The organism is Treponema paraluiscuniculi Cuniculi A (genome assembly GCF_000217655.1).
GTDB classification, from domain to species: Bacteria; Spirochaetota; Spirochaetia; order Treponematales; family Treponemataceae; genus Treponema; species Treponema pallidum.
This window is the reverse complement of the sequence record NC_015714.1, coordinates 734631-752231: the sequence shown is the minus strand read 5'-3', so window position 1 is coordinate 752231 and position 17601 is coordinate 734631. Positions and strand designations below refer to the sequence as shown.

Genomic DNA, 17601 nt, shown 5'->3' with positions numbered 1-17601 from the left:
TGATGTCTGAGTCTGTAAAGGAGATGGCCGGAGGATGAAAGGTCAAGATGTCATCCTGTGCGACGGGGGACGTCATTTTTCATATAAGGTACTTCCTCGTGTGGTCATTGTGGGAAGACCGAATGTAGGTAAGTCGACATTATTCAACCGCCTGCTCGGTAGACGGCGCTCTATCACCAGCAATACGTCAGGGGTTACAAGAGATTCGATTGAAGAAACCGTGATTCTACGAGGGTTTCCTCTTAGACTTGTTGACACGAGCGGTTTTACCGTTTTTTCTGAAAAAAAGGCATCGAGACAACATATCGATACTCTCGTGTTAGAACAAACGTATAAATCAATACAGTGTGCGGACAAAATCCTTCTTGTGCTTGATGGAACGTGTGAAAGTGCAGAAGACGAGGAGGTTATCCAGTATCTGAGGCCCTACTGGGGCAAACTCATCGCTGCGGTTAATAAGACGGAGGGAGGAGAGGAGGTGCATTATAATTATGCACGGTACGGTTTTTCTACCCTTATCTGTGTCAGCGCCGAGCACGGTAGGAACATAGACGCGTTGGAAAGGGCGATTATCCAAAATCTGTTTTCTGTCGATGAGCGCCGGGAACTGCCGAAAGATGATGTTGTTCGTCTTGCAATAGTGGGTAAGCCGAACACAGGAAAATCCACTTTGATGAATTATCTCATGCGCCGTACCGTTTCTCTGGTGTGTGATAGAGCAGGTACTACCAGAGACGTGGTAACCGGTCATGTTGAGTTCAAACAGTACAAATTCATTATCGCAGATACGGCGGGTATCAGAAAAAGACAGAAGGTATATGGGAGTATAGAGTACTACTCGGTAATACGAGCAATTAGCATCCTGAATGCCGTTGACATTGTATTGTACATCGTCGATGCCCGAGATGAATTTTCTGAACAAGACAAGAGGATTGTTTCGCAAATCTCAAAGAGAAATTTAGGTGTGATCTTCCTTTTGAACAAGTGGGATTTGTTGGAAGGAAGTACCTCTCTAATAGCTAAGAAAAAGCGTGATGTACGGACTGCTTTTGGGAAAATGAATTTTGTTCCCGTGGTACCTGTATCAGCTAAAACGGGGCACGGTATTTTTGATGCATTACATTGTGTATGTAAGATCTTTGCACAACTAAATACAAAAGTGGAGACTTCCGCTCTCAATACTGCATTGAAAGATTGGGTAACGTCGTATCCTCCTCCAAGAAAGTATGGACACGTTTCGTTAAAGTACCTGGTGCAGGTATCGGTTAGACCTATTGAATTTTTGCTTTTTGCAAATAGGCCAGATCGTATACCGGAAAACTACGTTCGATTTTTACAGAATCGTATTCGTGAAGACCTAGGATTAGACTCTATCCCTGTGAAGCTAACCATACGGAAAAACTGTCGGAAGCAATAGATGCAAGATGAAGGAGTGGATATGAAAAAACTTCTTTTACGTTCTTCTGATGAAGTTCGAGTAATCGCGCCCTCGTGCTCAATGCGTAAGATTGATTCATCGGTAATTGAGCGTGCACAGGAGCGCTTTCGATGTTTGGGTCTCAATGTTGCTTTTGGAGATCACGTGTACGACGAGGATTTTTTAGGTTCTGCATCTGTTGATAAAAGAGTTGCGGATCTCCATGCTGCCTTTGCAGATAAAAAAGTAAAGTTAATTCTCACTGCAATTGGAGGATTTAATTCTAATCAACTATTGCAGCACATAGACTATGCTCTTTTGAAAAAGAATCCTAAGTTGTTGTGTGGTTTTTCTGATGTCACTGCGCTATTAAATGCAATTCATGCGAAGACAGGAATGCCAGTTTTTTATGGTCCACATTTTTCGACATTCGGTATGGAAAAAGGTATTGAGTTTACTATTGAATGCTTTAAGAACACTTTTTTTTATGGTCGGTGCGATATCTTAGCATCCGAAACATGGAGTGATGATATGTGGTTTAAGGATCAGGAACATCGCCAGTTTATTACTAATCCTGGGTATGAAATTATCCATAGAGGAGATATGGTCGGGATGGGGGTCGGAGGAAATATTAGTACATTTAATCTTTTAGCAGGTACGGAATATGAACCGTCTCTGAAAAAGAGTATTTTGTTTATTGAGGATACGTCTCGTATGTCAATTACAGATTTTGATCGCCACTTAGAAGCACTTACACAACGGGATGATTTTTGTACGGTGCGTGGCATTCTCATTGGCAGATTTCAAAAGGATTCAGGTATTGATATGGACATGTTGCGAAAAATCATTTCGAGGAAAAAGGCTCTTGATGCTATTCCTCTATTTGCAAATGTAGATTTCGGGCATACGACCCCCCATTGCATATTACCTATTGGGGGAATGATTCGAGTTAATGTTGATAGAAAATGTATTACTGTTCAGTTGCATTCCTCAGTTGAGCAACTCCTAGAGTAATTTCGGTGAATGATGTTCTTGCGTTACCATTACGTATGCTCGCACACTGCCTGAAATGCTCATTGGAGAAATAAAAGAGCCAGTTTCTGTACTGAAGGGAACAGGGAAAGTTGTTCTTGCGCAGTTGGAAAGGCTAAACATTAGCACTATTGGAGATATCCTTTCGTACTGGCCTCGTTTGTGGGAAGATAGAACGCAAGAACAGATGTTTTCCCAATGGACGCTGGCGCATAGGTTGCAAGTACGAGTTAGTGTCACTGCACATTGCTGGTTTGGATTTGGTAAGAGCAAGACTCTCAAGCTTGTGGTACAGGATGGCCAGGGATGCGTCGCTGAATTGTTATGTTTTCGCCGTAATTTTTTGCATTTTATGTTTCCTGTTGGAAGTGAAGCAGTCGTGTATGGAAGTTTTTATGAAAAGGATGGGTTGCTGGAAAGTAGTTCATTTGATATCGAAAAAATCGATTGTATTGAAAAAAAGATTTTGCCTGTCTATCCCTTAACCAAAGGGTTAAAACAAATGAAATTAAGAAAGCTCATTTGTGCAGCAATGGATCAATGGATTGGCACGGTTGATTCTGAATTGCCCAAACCTATTCTTGAGAAATATCATCTACTCACAAAACGAGACGTATTGCTTAGTATGCATACCCCAAGAACGCTGGATGATGTTGCGAAGGGAAAACATTCTTTGATATTTGAAGAATTTTTTTCTCTTCAAATGGCTATCGGTATGCGCTCTTTACAGAAGCGGGGAAGATTGCCTCTTACACAGGGAGAATCTGATCAGCAGTCGGTTATTCCGCCAGTTGTTTCTAAATTATCTTTGTTACAGAAGAAACTTCACCGGTGTTTGCCATTTGAGTTGACAGTGGATCAGAAAAGAGTAATTACAGAAATTACGCAGGATCTTGAAAGAGAAGAACCGATGGCACGGCTAATTCAGGGAGACGTTGGATCGGGAAAAACGTTAGTGGCGTTTTTTTCTTGTTTAAAAATTATTGAACAAGGTGGACAGGTCGCACTGCTTGCTCCAACTGAATTACTTGCACGCCAGCATGCTGACACTGCAGCTCGATTACTTGCTCCTATTGGGATTCGACTTGCATTCCTGACAGGTAATATGAAAAGTGAAGGAAGGGCGTACTTGCTCGAAGCTCTTGCTGCAGGAGAAATCAATTTAGTTGTAGGAACACATGCGCTGTTTTCAAAGAGCGTAAGATACCATGATCTGAGGTTGGTTATCATTGACGAACAGCATCGTTTTGGAGTGTTACAGCGTTCGGCCTTGATTCAGAAAGGAAGGGAAGGGAACCCTCAGGGAAAGACTCCACACATTATTATGATGAGCGCAACTCCAATTCCACGTACGCTTGCACTTTCTGTATTTGGTGATTTAGATATTTCAATAATTAAATCTATGCCTGGTGGAAGAAAACCGGTGATTACGTATATTGCAAGAAAGACGAAAGCAGAAAAGGTGTATGAGTTTGTGGGAAATGAAATAGAAAAAGGTAGGCAGGCATATTTTATTTATCCACGTATTCATGACATAGGATTAACCGATTTAAAATCGGTGCAATGTATGTATATGTATCTAAAAAATTATTTTGCACGATATGCTGTTGCGATGATTCACTCAAAAATGACTGAGGAAGAGCAGCAGCGTATCATGAAGTATTTCAGCGAAGGTACCGTCCATATCTTGGTTGCTACAAGCGTTGTTGAAGTGGGAGTGGATGTACCAAATGCGAATTGTATCGTTATAGAGCACGCGGAGCGTTTTGGCCTCTCTGCACTACATCAACTGCGTGGTCGGGTTGGTCGGGGTGATGTGCAGTCGTATTGTTTCTTAATGCATGGGGACGAAATGACTGAGTGTGCGAAACGCAGGCTGAAAATTATGGGAAGTACTGCGGATGGATTTGTTATCGCTGAAGAGGATCTGAAGTTACGAGGACCAGGGGATGTGGGAGATACCAAGAACTTTGAACAATCTGGGTACAGTGGATTTCGGGTTGCAGATCCAGTAAGAGATTACCCTATCCTCCAAGTTGCGCGCGAAGCGGCGTTCGAACTACTGAGAAAAGAAAAGGGCTCATCTGAAGCACGGTAGAGCTCGGACAGCGGAGGCCTTCTTGTCAGCCCACACCCTGAGTTAGCCAAAGAGGGAACAATGGCCCAGAAAGGCGCCCGGCTTATTCGTATTGTGAACGTTGACGTCCCACCCAGCGGGGCAAGAACTAGCGGCGTTTCAGATACTTCACACTGTCGAGTGCAACTGCAGCGATGATGATCAAACCCTTGAACACGAACTGAAGATTTGTATCGATGCCTAAAAAAGTCAGACAATAGGTAAGACCGGTGAAAATGATTACGCCTACCACGGCACCTTCGAGTTTTCCGATTCCCCCGTTGAAGGAGATACCCCCTACCACACAGGAGGCAATTGCGTCGAGCTCATAACCCTGACCAGTGCCCGCACTTGCATTTGCCTTGAACGTCTCAAAAAACGCGCCAAAGCCATAAAACACAGCTGCCATTGCAAAAACGCTCATAGTCACCCCGAAAACACTGATGCCGCTAACATTCGCTGCCTCAGCATTCCCTCCAACGGCGTACATATTTTTTCCTAGAATCGTCTTGTTCCAAATGAACCACGCGATGGCCACCGCAATGGTGGCAGGAATTATCAGCTTTGGGAAGGTCACGAGTGTGCCCTGCATGGTGCCTAGAATCCACCGCCCACCGAATAGGTCTTTGATGTATGGGTCAATAGAGCCAACTGGCGTACCACTTGTCCCAAAAAACAAAACCCCGTAGATGATAAGCTGCGTTGCAAGAGTTGAAATGAAAGGGTGTATTTTGAGGCGAGCAGAAAAGAATCCTGCAAATAGGCTGAACGAAACGCAAAGTGCGACAGAAACTGCAAGTGACATGACTACACGGACAGCCATGGGGACAGGGGTAAAATCCCACGGCCCCAGTCCAAAAAATGTAACGATATTCTGTCCCGGATGAAGAATAATACCCGTGACTACAGACCCCATTGCCACCATACGCCCAATGCTGAGGTCAGTTCCTGCCAGCAGGATAATACCTGCTACTCCCACCGCATAGAACATGCGCACTGAAGACTGCTCCAGTATGGTGAGAATGTTGGGAATGGTAAGAAGATTGCCATTACCGGAGAAAGGTGCAACTACGATGCACGCAATAAAGAATACCGCAATAGCAATGTACAAACCATTTGCGAGGAAGAACTGGGTTGCGTCAAAATTGAACGAATATTCCCTAAGAGCACGCACCACGCGCTCGATAAACGTCATTTTCCCGTTCCGCAGCGCAGCGCTCCTTTCGACCAAGGAACGGTAGGCGTGGTGTCGCGCCTCCTTGCATTGCCGGAGCTGAGCCAGACAGTGCTCTCTTTGGTCAGATGAGGCAGAGGTGTGCTGCACCGTCGCAACTTGCTTTAGCAAGAGCCGCTGTTCGCGCATCGCGTCGCGCACAGAGCAGTCAAAGTCTCGAAAGAGCCCCCTTACACGCGCGACAGCCTTCCTAACTAACTGCGTTTCCTCAGTTTTGCACTGTCGTGCAACGGCCTGCGCTTCGGAAATCTTGAGCCTGTGCGCCGCAACCTGCACCCTTTTCTCCGGCATGCCCAAGACCTGATCCTGCCGTATGCGCGCAAGCTCCCCGCGGAGCAAGGCAACCCTATGGGAACCGCGCTCTCGTAACTGCTCGAGCTTTTGGGCATATGCGGTGAGCTGACCGTCCTGATCTAAAATCTCATTGAACGCTTGAGTTGGCACCTCCACACACTGTGTACGATCGCGCATGTATCTGCTCCTCCCTACAGGTATCGCGCAGAAAGTCTGAGCAAGGCTTCCTGATCGGTACTCTTTGTATCCACAATCCCAGCCAATCGATAATTGGACATGACTGCGATCCTGTTGGTGATTCCAAGAATTTCAGGCATTTCACTAGAAACCACAATGATTGTCTTTCCCTCACGCGCCATACGAATGATGAGCTGGTAAATTTCATATTTCGCACCCACGTCGATCCCCCTGGTCGGCTCATCAAGCAAGAGGACGTCGGGATCGCGTTCGAGCCACTTTCCAATAATGACTTTCTGCTGATTACCCCCGCTGAGCGCACTGATAAGCTCGCTCGGAGAAACGCACTTCACGCGCATGGCCTTTATTTCCCGCTCCGCTGCCTCCTGCAGCTTTTTCTTTGAGAGTAGACCATAACGCTTATACGCAGGGAGATTTGCAATCGTGGTGTTATACTCTATGCTCCCCTTTGCGAACATTCCGTTGAGCTTACGTTCCTCGGGCACAAAGGCGAAATTGAGTTTCATTGCGTCCCTGCTGCTCTTCAAGCGAATTTTTTTTCCTGCTAAAGAGATCTCACCGTCTGCGATGGTACGCAGGCCGAAAATTGCTTCAAGCAGTTCACTCCTCCCCGCACCGACCAGCCCGTACAAGCCAAAAATCTCACCCCTTTTCACAGAAAGGGAAATATCCCGCAGCTGCGGAGCATACCTTGTAGAAAGACCCCGTATTTCAAGATAATCGTCACCGACGGTATTGTCAGCGTCGGGAAAGCGCTTGTCCAAAGTGCGCCCGACCATAGCGGTGATGAGGTCGCTCATTTCCGTTTCCCCTATGGATTGTGAGAGCGTGAGGACACCATCCCGCAGCACAATCACCTCGCTGCAGATCTGAAAGATCTCATCCATTTTGTGGGAGATATAGATGAATGCCACTCCTTTTTTACTCAGGTCTCGTATGATGGCAAAAAGCCTGACAATCTCCCTCTCCGTGAGAGAGGAAGTAGGCTCGTCGAGGACTATAATCTTCGCGTTATAGGACATCGCCTTGGCAATCTCTACCATCTGCCGCTGAGAGACAGACATGCTGCGCATGACGGCCCGCGGGTTTACATCCATTTTCAAGGAAGCGAACAGAGTGAGGGAGTCGTCGAACATGCGTTTCTCGTCAACTATCCCGAAACGGGCAGGGTACCTGCCGAGAAACAAATTGTCCATAACAGTGCGATCAAGGCATTGATTGAGCTCCTGATGGACCATGGCGACACCGTTTTCTAGCGCTTCTTTGGGAGACTGAAAGTCCACCGGGCTTCCATCCACGAGAATCTGACCAGTGTCCTTAGCGTACATTCCGAAGAGGCACTTCATAAGCGTGGATTTTCCCGCACCATTTTCTCCCATAAGCCCCACCACGGCACCCTTTCCCATACGGAAGTTCACCCCGTTGAGAACCCTGTTCCTCGCAAAAGACTTAGAAAGATCCCTTATGGTGAGTACATCACACATCGCAACTATCACTCCTCTCGCGCGCGAAAGCGGTGCGAGGTCGGTAGACCCTACCTATTCAACGAACAGGACGTGCACCAGGAACAGCAGCTACCCAACGCACGTCCAAACCCGGCTGCTCAGTATTTGAGCTTGTCTGTATAGTCAGCGCCCGAGTTCGTTTTTACCATGTTTACCGCGAACGCGTCGAACATGTCGAGATTAGTGAACTTATCAAGGCAACTTAGCTCGTTTTGGCCATCGCCCTGCACAACAGTGAGATCGACATTCAGGAGCGGAGCGTAATGCTTCAGTGCGGGAAGATAGGCAGAAGCAAGGAAATCATTGCTCGCGTTGTGGACAGTGAGCAGCACCTTTTTCGTCGGCGCATTTACTTGTCGCACCCCTGCATCCCGTGTTCCCCTGGTGTACTCTTTCCAGTTTGCGCTCGTGACCTCCGAGTTGTCGGCCATAATCGCTTTAACATCTTCCCAGTACTGCACGGGCGCGCTTATCTTGTTGCCATGGGCGTCAGGTCTTGAAATACCGTTGGCGACCACATCTTCCCCGCTGGAGCCATCGAGCAAATTCCTGATAATCTGCAATACTGCAACAGCCTGCGCGTCGACGTTCTGAGAGACAGTCCCCGTGAGCTCACCCTTACCAACTGACTCGACCGCGTCCGCATTTGCGTCGTGTCCGAAAATAGGCAGCCCCCGCGGATAATTGGACGCCTGCAGACAGCCCATCGCCATCCCGTCGTTGTTTGAGATGACCAGGTCTATCTTATCCGCGAACTTTGCCACCCAGCTTCCCATTGACTCGGTTGCAGAATTCGTATTCCAAGTGGAACCGTCAGTTCCCGTCATCGGCTTTCCCTCGAGCTCCACCACCTTGTAGGATTTCCCTCCTACCACTGCCTGGCCTTCTTTCGCCTGTCCCGGATCCGAGGAGCCGGTCCACGTGCCCAACGCGCGGCGAATACCCTCGGTGCGGACTTTCGAATCATTGTGCCCGACGTCACCGATGCAAAGCACATAACCGATGATGCCGTCACCGTTGCGGTCAACCGAGGACTCAGAAGAGGCGAGGAAGTCTAGAATCATCTTTCCCTGTATAGAACCACCAAACTTAGCGTCAGAACCCACGTAATAGGTTTTGTCGTTCCAGTTCATGGCAGCCATGTCAACCTTCCCCGTGAGGGGATCAGAGGGCTGTCGGTTAAAAAACACTAGGGGCTTGTCACGGTTGAGCGTGACATCCGTCTTGGATGAACAGCCTACCACAAGCACCGCAGCGCCCACGAACAAGGCGAGCCGTCTGCTGCACGCCGTGCAAGAATTCTCCTTCATAAGCGCTAAACCTCCTTAGAACGCTCAATGCACGAAATAACGCGCGACAAGTACAGCGCGCTGCACCCACACGCGACCAACCCTCTTTAGCCCGCGCGAAACTTTTGACGCCGTCGCACGAAACAGCGTGCCCCATTGTAACTAATGGCAAGATTTCTGTCAAACTTCTTTGCGCGTGTCGCGTCTTTCTCAAGTCTTCTTCCGGGCGACTTGTCGTGCCGTGCCTCCAGTCCGTTTCTGTCGCACGGGGTCACCTTTTGTGATCACCTTCAGTACATGCGACGCGGTAAAGTTAGTGCGCGTGCAGGTGCGCGCGTACCCCATACTGCACTGCAGTACACCACAGCTGGCATGCGGGATTGCAAGGAAAATGTGCGTGCACCCGTGTGAGTGTGCGCTCTATCATGCGCAGGCCGTACGCGCGCGCGTGAGTAAGTGCCTCTGAAGAATACAGTATCCGTTGTGCCTGTTTGACTGCAGGAGAGTGCAGTCCTTCTGCGCGTGCGGCAGCAAAAAGACGTGCAAATGTAGGTGCGTCTTGAGGATGCGTGTGCACGTGAAGGATAACAGGAAAGCTCTTCTTTCCTTCGACGATGTCATCAGCGTGCGCTTTGCCTGAAACGCCTCCGTCAATGCCTTGTACATCATCGAGAATCTGAAATCCTATCCCAATAGGCATGACTTGCGCTCCAAAGGAGCGCGCCTCACGCGCAGAATAACCTGCACACAAAAACCCCAATTCGCCTGATAGAGCGATGAGTGCGCCAGTTTTCAGTGCAACCATACGCAGATACTGCGCACGCGAGGGAATAAGTTCTGGGCTGCGATGCCATGCAATATCAAGCGCCTGACCCATATGAAGAGCACGCGTTGCACTTATTGTGGCAGAAAAAAGAGCCGCCTTAAGGGCAGGTTCTATGCTGAGCGTGTCAATGAGTGCGTGTGCATGAAAATACAACCAGCTTGCTGCATTAAGAACGCAGTCAGTACCGTAGCGCAGATACGCACATGGCTTACCACGCCGCGTAGACGAATGGTCCTCAATATCGTCGTGCAAAAGGCTGGCTGTGTGAATGAGCTCTACTACCGCGCTCAGTGTGTACCATTCGCGTTCGGAAATTTTCTTCCTCTTGTGTCCTTGGAGTTTCCGATGCGTGCACTGCACACACGCGTGTGCAAGTTCTGCAGAAAGTATCAGTAACAACGGTCTCCAGCGCTTTCCGCCGCAGCTGACACACGCGTTGCACACGGTGCGCAGGACGCGCGTATCTTCGGACGCAAGGACACGGAGCCGCGTTCCCATCCACGAGCGCGTAGGTTGCGCAGGAAGTGCATCGGCGAGTGCTCGTTCAATATTTCTGAGTCGTTGAGCAAGTGCACGTTTCATAGTACCGTTATACGGCGTGTTTGCCTTTTGTGCGAGCACGATGTGTGGGAGCTGTCAGTGTAACACATAGCATGAGGGGCGTGTAGGAAGGTGTGAACGTCTATAAACGTGCTGATTTTTGGGCAAAAAAGGCAGCCGCCGCGGGGTACCGCGCGCGTTCGGTGTATAAATTAGCGGCGCTTGATAAAAAATACTCCCTCCTGTCGCGCGCCTCGCGGGTGCTCGATTTGGGCGCCGCGCCAGGAAGCTGGACCCAGTACGTGCTGGGCACCGCTGCTGCGTGCACCGCCGTGTGTGCGGTGGATGTGCAGCCGATTGCGTCGGACATTCAGGACGCGCGTTTGCAACGAGTGCAGGGGGATTTGTGTGCAGCAGACACACGTGCGCGTGTTGCGTGCAACGCTCCTTTCGATCTTATTCTTTCTGATGCCGCACCTCGTACGACCGGAAACCGCACAGTAGATACGAGCGCTTCTGCGTGTCTTGCAGCAGGGGTGTGTGCGTACGTCAACTTCTTGTCCTCTGATGGAGGATTGGTGTTCAAGGTGTTCCAAGGGTCAGAGCACCTTGCTATCCTCACACACCTGCGTGCGCATTTCGGTGCGGTGTGTAGTTTTAAACCGCCTGCTTCTCGTCCCCGTAGTTGTGAGTTATATGTGGTGGCGCGTTTCTTTCGCGGTACGTGCGGCAAGTAATAGGTAAGAATAGGGAGCGTAGGCGCCAGTGGCATGCAATCAGGCATTGATCCATTTAGCAAACTTGCGTCATAACCTCGGTGAAATTATGAGCCGTACACGCGCGCGTGTGTGTCTACCTGTTAAGGCGGACGCGTATGGACACGGTGCGTGTGACGTCGCACAGGCGGCGCTTTCGTGCGGGGTGCACTCGTTCGCCGTTGCATGTGTGCAAGAAGCGTCGCAACTGCGTGCGGCAGGTGTTCGCGCGCCGATTTTGTGTTTAAGTACTCCAACTGCTGAAGAGATTTCTAGTCTTATTGAGCATCGTGTGCACACCGTGATTTCTGAGCGCGCGCATATTGCCCTTATCGCACGCGCGCTCCGTCAGTCTGCTGATACGGGTGCCACGTGTGGGGTACACGTAAAGATTGATACCGGAATGGGGAGAATCGGCTGTGCGCCGGATGAGGCCTGTGCGCTCGTGCAGATGGTGTGCGCAACACCGGGTCTCCATCTTGAGGGGGTATGTACGCATTTTTCTGTCGCGGATTCTTTGCGTGCTGAGAACCTGCAGTACACTGAGATGCAACGTGCACATTTTATGCATTGCGTACAGTACATACGGAAAAGTGGCATATCGATTCCATTGGTGCATGCGGCAAACTCTGCAGCGCTGTTGTGCCATCCGCGGGCACACTTCGACATGGTGCGTCCGGGATTGTTGGCATACGGCTATGCCCCTGAGTCTGTGCATCCTGCTGTGCGCAGTGTGTTCCTTCCCGTCATGGAGCTTGTTACCCGAGTCCGTGCAATCAAAAAAATACCTGCAGGAGCGTACGTTTCTTACCAGCGCTTGTGGCGTGCGCATACAGAAACACATGTAGGTATTCTGCCTATCGGATATGCAGACGGAGTTATGCGCGCGCTGTCGCCGGGTTTGCAGGTGTGCATTGGGGGGAAGTGGTATCCGGTGGTGGGGGCAATTTGCATGGACCAGTGTGTAGTGGACCTAGGTACCCCGCTGCGTGTGACAGTTGGAGATAGGGTGACACTTTTCGGTCCTCAGGACGCAGGTGGCCCAGGACAGGGGGCAGATGTGCTCGCCTCGCATGCAGGCACCATTCCCTATGAGCTTTTGTGCGCGATTGGTAAGCGTGTCGAACGGGTGTACATCCGGTGAATATGTTTTTGCAACGTTTATAAAAAGAGACAAAGGGAGGAAGGCGCGCAGTGAATGTCCTCGGAATTGAGACCTCTTGTGATGAGACTGCAGTTGCAATTGTAAAAGATGGCACGCACGTGTGCAGCAATGTTGTGGCTACGCAAATTCCTTTTCATGCGCCGTATCGTGGCATTGTCCCAGAACTTGCAAGCCGCAAGCACATTGAGTGGATTTTGCCAACGGTGAAAGAGGCGCTTGCGCGCGCTCAGCTGACGCTTGCTGATATCGATGGCATCGCCGTAACACATGCACCTGGGCTGACCGGATCTCTCCTGGTAGGCCTGACGTTTGCGAAAACACTCGCATGGTCAATGCACCTTCCTTTCATTGCGGTTAATCACCTTCATGCACACTTTTGTGCCGCGCACGTGGAGCACGATCTGGCATATCCCTACGTGGGCTTGCTGGCGTCTGGAGGACATGCGCTCGTATGTGTTGTGCACGATTTTGATCAGGTAGAAACGCTTGGCGCAACGATCGACGACGCTCCTGGGGAAGCCTTTGATAAGGTTGCAGCCTTTTATGGCTTTGGATATCCGGGAGGCAAGGTAATTGAAACGTTAGCAGAACAGGGTGACGCGCGTGCCGCGCGTTTTCCGCTTCCTCATTTTCACGGAAAAGGGCATCGGTATGATGTGTCATATTCAGGATTGAAGACGGCAGTTATTCATCAGCTCGATCACTTTTGGAACAAGGAATACGAGCGCACTGCGCAGAACATTGCTGCGGCGTTTCAAGCGTGTGCAATCAATATCTTGCTCCGTCCGCTTGCGCGCGCATTACAGGATACAGGACTGCCAACGGCAGTAGTGTGCGGAGGTGTTGCAGCAAACAGTTTGCTCAGAAAATCTGTAGCGGACTGGAAGCATGCGCGGTGCGTGTTCCCTTCGCGTGAGTACTGTACAGACAACGCGGTGATGGTTGCTGCGCTCGGGTACCGCTATTTGATCCGTGGTGATAGGAGTTTCTATGGGGTAACAGAGCGTTCGCGCATTGCGCACTTCAGTAAGCGCGGGGGAGATCGTCTCGCTGCACAGAGAAGCGCTGCTTCTCAGCCCCTTTTTTGAGCATGTGCGGCTCAGTCCTTGCTAGGCAGTATCCCGTTACCTAGATGCTGTGCCGTTTGATGGTAAAAATGAGCGACGCGATGAAGCACGCCAATGGCAGCAGTTCCAACGTGAAGCCCACTAGTGACACGCCTGGTACGGGCGTGTACCGCGTGATAGAAAAGCCTGCCGCACGCAGAAACGCAAACAGTTGTGCAAGGTACATACACAGTACGCCCGCGATAAAGCACACCGTCTCCTGGGTACGGGTCTTTGTCCACGCGACAATGGCAAGGAACACAGCAACCGCCGTTACCGCTAGGCGTAACATCAGCAAAATAGTCTGTGCTCGAGAGAGCAGAGAGAGAAATTCATTCATTCGTGGTGTTCCTTTTCCTGTTCTTGAAGAAAAAAAGTGCATAGTTGGGTATAGTGCTCGAGCGTAGGGAGTACTGAGGGTTCAGTGTACAGGGGGGAGAGCAGGATATGCGCGTCAAGCGCACGTGCGAACAATGCCTCATACCGTTCTTCAGAAACAGTGGGGAAAAGATAAGGCCCTTCCGTGCGCCACCATGTACTCATAAGCGTTATAAGCTGTGCGCGGTCGCGATCTTGCCGCGCGCATTTTTGTGCGCGGCGCACGCGGTTCAGACCTCTGCGCCGTTTTGTCGTGTGTGGCAGCGCAGGGACCGCGTCTTCCTGCGTGGTGTGTGAGGAGTCTAACAGAGCGTGAGGCATGGCGCGTGCGGGCTGAGAAAGGGAACCCACGCGCGCTAAGTCCCAAAAGGCACGAGCAATCGCCTGCGCAATCGGAGCAAAGAGCACGTCCCCCGCAGGGGCGCGCGCGGCACAGTGGGCACGGAGCGCAACAAACGGTGCAGGAGAAGGAAACGGCGGCACAACCAAAAAGACATCGGTTTGCGGGACGCACGGTGCGCAGGGGCGCCACACTGGCACCTCGCAGGGTGCGGCGCCGCAAGCAAGGTTGAGAAAACGCGCACACACTTCCTGTGCGCGTTCGGCATGTGCGTAGTAGCGCACCTCGTGCGCAGGAAAACACGTGCGCAGTGCCTGCTGCAGCTGCGCAGAAGCACAGGTGGGCAGGGGACCCCACAGCCCGCGGCTAAGATAACGCTTAAAGTCCAGGCGCGCGCGGCTGGCGTTCCGTCCAAGAATGGAAGCGCCGCCGTCAAGGAATAAATCCGTGATGCGAACCCCACGCTCAGTGTATAGGTAAAAGCCGCGCGCACGCCGCACGCGTCCAAACCTGCGAATAATCTCCGCCTGATAAGCTTCCATGCTGTTCTCTTAGGGGAACACTCCCCCGCTGTGCACCCTGCGCATACCCCGCCCTGCGGGCAACGCCTCGTCAAACCTTTCTATCCCCGAAATGGACGATACCGGACTTGAACCGATGACTTCTACCGTGTGAAGGTAACACTCTACCACTGAGTTAATCGTCCTGCGCGCAGCATAACAGCGAGGGTGTTTTTGTGCAATTGCTTATCTCACTCTGCACTGTTGTCGTAGGACCCTGTAAGAAGCGTGCTCGATGCAGTATAGTGGTCCTATGCAAGAAGAGGTTAGTGAGCGTACCTGTCCGGTGAGTGATCCGTCTTTTTCCTCTGTCGCTGGTGCAGGAAACGGGGTGGTGCAGGCGTACGTCGCGCGGCAGCTTGCGCGCCAGGTGCACGCCTGCGTTGACTGTGGGATGCGTGGGATACGCCGGGCGGTACGCAGGTTTGCCGCTGATGTTATTGCGCGCGAAGCTCCTGAGCTTACTGCCGCCAAACGAGAGGCGCTGTTGGATGCGTGGGTTCCCTCGCCTTCCTCTGAGCACGTCGCTGTGGGTTCTCAGCCTGCGCAAGCGTGTGGTGGCGCGCCCCTTCCTGCAGACGTGCAGTACAGCATGGTACTTCACTTTGTGTGGTACGGTCTTGGTGTGCTTTCTGAACAGGAGAGGGTGCAGCTTGAACAGGCGGTGCCTCATTGGCCCCAGGTGTATTGGAGTTGCTTTTCACCACAGCTTAAGCGTCTGATTAAGGCTTGTTTGACCGGGCTGTTAGATGTGGGAGCGTTCTGTGCTGCAGTGAGAACGCTGCTGGGGATAGCGGGCATGGACACTGCGGCGGACGCGTCGATTCACCCTCACGAAAAGTAGAGGCACGAAGGGGAGGTCGAGATGAGGTGTTCGCACAATTGGGACGACCCACCGCCGCTTTTTGGCGCGGTGTCTTACGGGATGCAGGAAGGGGCCGGGAGGGGTGTGCGGCGAGAGGCTCGCGACACTCCCTGCAGAGGGACTGCAGAGGGACTGGCCACTTCACAGCCTGAAGATGGAGAAACGCGCGCTGCGCTGCAGCGGATTGATCACTTGGACACGCAGCTCCTGCAGCTGGAGCGGGACCTTGCCCATTACCTAGAGATGGCCGAATTGCCTGATCCCTTCTCAGAAAACTAACGCCCCACCTCCTACTGGAGGAGGCGTCTCTTTCTCATGATATCAAAGACGCTCTCTGGACCGCAAAAATGCCCGGCGCTCGCAAACACAAACGTTATGCCGTGCTGTAAACTCAGCCGGTAGAATTCCTCTGCCCACGCAGCGCGCCGCGATGCAGAAATCTCTGCCACGTACCGGCGGTAGAGTCCGCCTGCAGCGTCCTTCGTTACCAGTGCGTCCAGTTCCGTGCTTACCCTTCCCAAAGCGGTTTTGTCGTTCGAGAGGTAACTGCGCACGAGGGCACCGAGCCTGCCCTTAAAGTCCGCGGGGCTTTTCCCGAGAGCGATCAGTGCACGAAGCAGCGTTATCTGCTCCTCACGATTGCCAAAGGAAAGCATGTTCAGGTGTTTTTGGATGCTGTCTAGTCCAAGAATTTTGCGGTTCCCCGCGCGCTGGTACAGGAACGCTTCGATGTTCTTCCCAGAGTCCAGCTTTGTATGCGCGATGAGTGCCTGGTAGAGTGCTACGCGCATGACCCACGGTTCAAATCTTGAAAGCGTGTGCATGTCATCTCCCAGGGTGCTCCGGAGCATTTCTAACTCCTCCCGAGAAAGGGAAGAGAGCGTTGGAGCAGCGTTTTCCTGCTCAAGCATCCCGTGAAGCATATGCCTCTGGAGAACGCTGGCAAAATTTTTAATGTCCTCTGAACCGAGCTCAGCGTAGAGACGACTTGCAGAGTCAAATACATCAAGGATTTTGTCCTGAAAGTGCAGCAGCTTTTCGCTGCCAACCGAAATAGTGCCCAAAATATATACAGACCCTTGAGGACCACGTATTTCCCAGAACATACGTTCCTTGTGGGAGATAAGCGACGGCAAGGCACCGCGAGAAAGGCTCGTGCAGCACGAAAGGAAAGGGAGAATAAGGAGCACACACGAGAACACGATCGCACAGCGTGTGGCACACAGGGAGCAGCGCTTCAAAACGGTCCTCCTGAGCAGTGGAAATACAGGACGCCCGGTGGTATTCATCGGGCCTAATGCAGAGGAACGCTCCTTTTCAGAAGGACCCACGTGGTGCCCTTACCCCCGCGCCGTTCTGCAGGGTGAAAGAGTTCACCCGCGTGAGGATGGGCCTGTACGTAGCGCTTGACCAAGGGAGCAAGGACACTCCCACCCTTGGAATGGTGGCCCTTTCCGTGGACGATTTCAACCTTCTGGAGGAGCCGCTCACGCGCCTGCGCAAAAAACGAATCAAGTGCACTGCGCGCCTCACTGCACGTCATGCCATGGAGGTCTAAACGCGCCTCAGGGACTGCGGTGCGCAGCTTCCTCCTTCCCCGTCGGGAATGGATGGAGAAGGTACGCCTCTGCCGCGCATACTCCGCACAAGCGCCTGCAGCGTCCTTGTCGAAAAGGCCGTAGCGCGCAAGCGCCACTTCCATCAGGGAAACACGCGGCGCAGCGGCAGCCTGCGAGGACGGAAGCGCGCCACGGCGCCGTGCGCGCACAGTCGCACTTCGCACGGCCGCCCTTCGGGCTCCTTCCCACGTACGCAACGTCCGGGCAAACGCGCTCTGCGCCCTCAGAGCCTCCTCAAGAGGCAGAATATCCTTACGTCTTTTCCCCGCCATGAGCGGGCGCATTCTTTCATAAAAAACCTGTCTGTGCAATCAACCGCGTGAAGCGGCATCTTGCGTGGTAGGAAGGGGAAGACAGGGAGG

Annotated in this window: 16 protein-coding genes and 1 tRNA gene; 8 read left to right on the top strand and 9 right to left on the bottom strand. The window is 51.6% G+C overall.

Going from position 1 to position 17601, the window contains the following annotated elements:
* Window positions 1–34: 34 nt before the first annotated feature.
* The 3 genes from der to recG are packed head-to-tail and all read left to right on the top strand — an operon-like array spanning window position 35 to window position 4547.
* Complete coding sequence (der, locus tag TPCCA_RS03405; protein ID WP_013945298.1) at window positions 35–1417, top strand: ribosome biogenesis GTPase Der; 1383 nt, start codon at window positions 35–37, stop codon at window positions 1415–1417.
* A complete protein-coding gene (locus TPCCA_RS03400; RefSeq protein ID WP_013945297.1) occupies window positions 1418–2431 on the top strand; it encodes a S66 family peptidase in 1014 nt (337 codons plus the stop codon).
* A 55-nt stretch (window positions 2432–2486) separates the two neighbouring features.
* Window positions 2487–4547, top strand: coding sequence for an ATP-dependent DNA helicase RecG (gene recG, locus TPCCA_RS03395; protein WP_013945296.1), 2061 nt, complete (start codon window positions 2487–2489; stop codon window positions 4545–4547).
* A 127-nt stretch (window positions 4548–4674) separates the two neighbouring features.
* On the opposite strand, the gene TPCCA_RS03390 is transcribed toward recG, so the two are convergent.
* From TPCCA_RS03390 to TPCCA_RS03375, 4 genes are all read right to left on the bottom strand, one after another.
* Window positions 4675–6270, bottom strand: a complete 1596-nt coding sequence (locus TPCCA_RS03390) for a galactose/methyl galactoside ABC transporter permease MglC (RefSeq protein WP_013945295.1) — start codon at window positions 6268–6270, stop codon at window positions 4675–4677.
* A gap of 14 nt (window positions 6271–6284) precedes the next feature.
* Window positions 6285–7775 (bottom strand): sugar ABC transporter ATP-binding protein, encoded by a 1491-nt coding sequence (locus TPCCA_RS03385; RefSeq protein WP_013945294.1) that lies wholly within the window; start codon window positions 7773–7775, stop codon window positions 6285–6287.
* A 119-nt stretch (window positions 7776–7894) separates the two neighbouring features.
* The gene (locus tag TPCCA_RS03380; protein WP_013945293.1) at window positions 7895–9106 is read right to left on the bottom strand and encodes a substrate-binding domain-containing protein; all 1212 of its coding nucleotides are present in this window, start codon (window positions 9104–9106) and stop codon (window positions 7895–7897) included.
* A gap of 292 nt (window positions 9107–9398) precedes the next feature.
* A complete protein-coding gene (locus TPCCA_RS03375; RefSeq protein WP_010882128.1) occupies window positions 9399–10493 on the bottom strand; it encodes a polyprenyl synthetase family protein in 1095 nt (364 codons plus the stop codon).
* A 92-nt stretch (window positions 10494–10585) separates the two neighbouring features.
* Between TPCCA_RS03375 and TPCCA_RS03370 the strand changes: the two genes are divergently transcribed.
* Genes TPCCA_RS03370 through tsaD form a run of 3 tightly spaced genes read left to right on the top strand, consistent with a single transcriptional unit; the run spans window position 10586 to window position 13459 of the window.
* Window positions 10586–11188, top strand: a complete 603-nt coding sequence (locus TPCCA_RS03370) for an SAM-dependent methyltransferase (protein ID WP_010882127.1) — start codon at window positions 10586–10588, stop codon at window positions 11186–11188.
* 28 nt (window positions 11189–11216) lie between these two features.
* The gene (gene alr, locus TPCCA_RS03365) at window positions 11217–12350 is read left to right on the top strand and encodes an alanine racemase (protein ID WP_013945291.1); all 1134 of its coding nucleotides are present in this window, start codon (window positions 11217–11219) and stop codon (window positions 12348–12350) included.
* Between the two features lie 50 nt (window positions 12351–12400).
* Window positions 12401–13459 carry a tRNA (adenosine(37)-N6)-threonylcarbamoyltransferase complex transferase subunit TsaD gene (tsaD, locus tag TPCCA_RS03360; RefSeq protein WP_013945290.1) on the top strand — a complete coding sequence of 353 codons (1059 nt, stop codon included), beginning with the start codon at window positions 12401–12403 and terminating at the stop codon, window positions 13457–13459.
* Between the two features lie 40 nt (window positions 13460–13499).
* Here the strand turns inward: tsaD and TPCCA_RS03355 are convergent, their stop codons facing one another.
* From TPCCA_RS03355 to TPCCA_RS03345, 3 genes are all read right to left on the bottom strand, one after another.
* A complete protein-coding gene (locus TPCCA_RS03355; protein WP_010882124.1) occupies window positions 13500–13817 on the bottom strand; it encodes a hypothetical protein in 318 nt (105 codons plus the stop codon).
* Window positions 13814–14737, bottom strand: coding sequence for a hypothetical protein (locus TPCCA_RS03350; protein ID WP_013945289.1), 924 nt, complete (start codon window positions 14735–14737; stop codon window positions 13814–13816). Before TPCCA_RS03350 ends, TPCCA_RS03355 begins: the two co-directional genes overlap by 4 nt.
* A 92-nt stretch (window positions 14738–14829) precedes the next feature.
* A tRNA-Val gene (locus TPCCA_RS03345) sits at window positions 14830–14901 on the bottom strand.
* Between the two features lie 89 nt (window positions 14902–14990).
* Between TPCCA_RS03345 and TPCCA_RS03340 the strand changes: the two genes are divergently transcribed.
* Together TPCCA_RS03340 and TPCCA_RS03335 are read left to right on the top strand one after the other, a co-directional pair.
* Entirely contained in the window at window positions 14991–15599 is a 609-nt protein-coding gene (locus TPCCA_RS03340; RefSeq protein ID WP_013945288.1) for a hypothetical protein, read from the top strand.
* A gap of 21 nt (window positions 15600–15620) precedes the next feature.
* A complete protein-coding gene (locus tag TPCCA_RS03335; protein WP_010882121.1) occupies window positions 15621–15899 on the top strand; it encodes a hypothetical protein in 279 nt (92 codons plus the stop codon).
* A gap of 11 nt (window positions 15900–15910) precedes the next feature.
* Here TPCCA_RS03335 and TPCCA_RS03330 read toward each other — a convergent pair whose 3' ends face one another.
* Entirely contained in the window at window positions 15911–16909 is a 999-nt protein-coding gene (locus tag TPCCA_RS03330) for a TraB/GumN family protein (RefSeq protein ID WP_013945287.1), read from the bottom strand.
* Window positions 16910–16914: 5 nt separating this feature from the next.
* Window positions 16915–17523, bottom strand: coding sequence for a Smr/MutS family protein (locus tag TPCCA_RS03325; RefSeq protein WP_041610001.1), 609 nt, complete (start codon window positions 17521–17523; stop codon window positions 16915–16917).
* Between the last annotated feature and the right edge of the window lie 78 nt (window positions 17524–17601).

Excerpts from the sequence above, each read along its gene's own strand:
- TPCCA_RS03380 (WP_013945293.1), bottom strand. The coding sequence starts at position 9,106 with ATGAAGGAGAATTCTTGCACGGCGTGCAGCAGACGGCTCGCCTTGTTC.
- TPCCA_RS03330 (WP_013945287.1), bottom strand. The coding sequence starts at position 16,909 with ATGAATACCACCGGGCGTCCTGTATTTCCACTGCTCAGGAGGACCGTT.
- TPCCA_RS03335 (WP_010882121.1), top strand. The coding sequence starts at position 15,621 with ATGAGGTGTTCGCACAATTGGGACGACCCACCGCCGCTTTTTGGCGCG.
- TPCCA_RS03340 (WP_013945288.1), top strand. The coding sequence starts at position 14,991 with ATGCAGTATAGTGGTCCTATGCAAGAAGAGGTTAGTGAGCGTACCTGT.
- TPCCA_RS03385 (WP_013945294.1), bottom strand. The coding sequence starts at position 7,775 with ATGTGTGATGTACTCACCATAAGGGATCTTTCTAAGTCTTTTGCGAGG.
- TPCCA_RS03390 (WP_013945295.1), bottom strand. The coding sequence starts at position 6,270 with ATGCGCGATCGTACACAGTGTGTGGAGGTGCCAACTCAAGCGTTCAAT.
- recG (WP_013945296.1), top strand. The coding sequence starts at position 2,487 with ATGCTCATTGGAGAAATAAAAGAGCCAGTTTCTGTACTGAAGGGAACA.
- der (WP_013945298.1), top strand. The coding sequence starts at position 35 with ATGAAAGGTCAAGATGTCATCCTGTGCGACGGGGGACGTCATTTTTCA.
- TPCCA_RS03325 (WP_041610001.1), bottom strand. The coding sequence starts at position 17,523 with ATGCGCCCGCTCATGGCGGGGAAAAGACGTAAGGATATTCTGCCTCTT.
- TPCCA_RS03355 (WP_010882124.1), bottom strand. The coding sequence starts at position 13,817 with ATGAATGAATTTCTCTCTCTGCTCTCTCGAGCACAGACTATTTTGCTG.
- TPCCA_RS03400 (WP_013945297.1), top strand. The coding sequence starts at position 1,418 with ATGCAAGATGAAGGAGTGGATATGAAAAAACTTCTTTTACGTTCTTCT.
- TPCCA_RS03375 (WP_010882128.1), bottom strand. The coding sequence starts at position 10,493 with ATGAAACGTGCACTTGCTCAACGACTCAGAAATATTGAACGAGCACTC.
- TPCCA_RS03350 (WP_013945289.1), bottom strand. The coding sequence starts at position 14,737 with ATGGAAGCTTATCAGGCGGAGATTATTCGCAGGTTTGGACGCGTGCGG.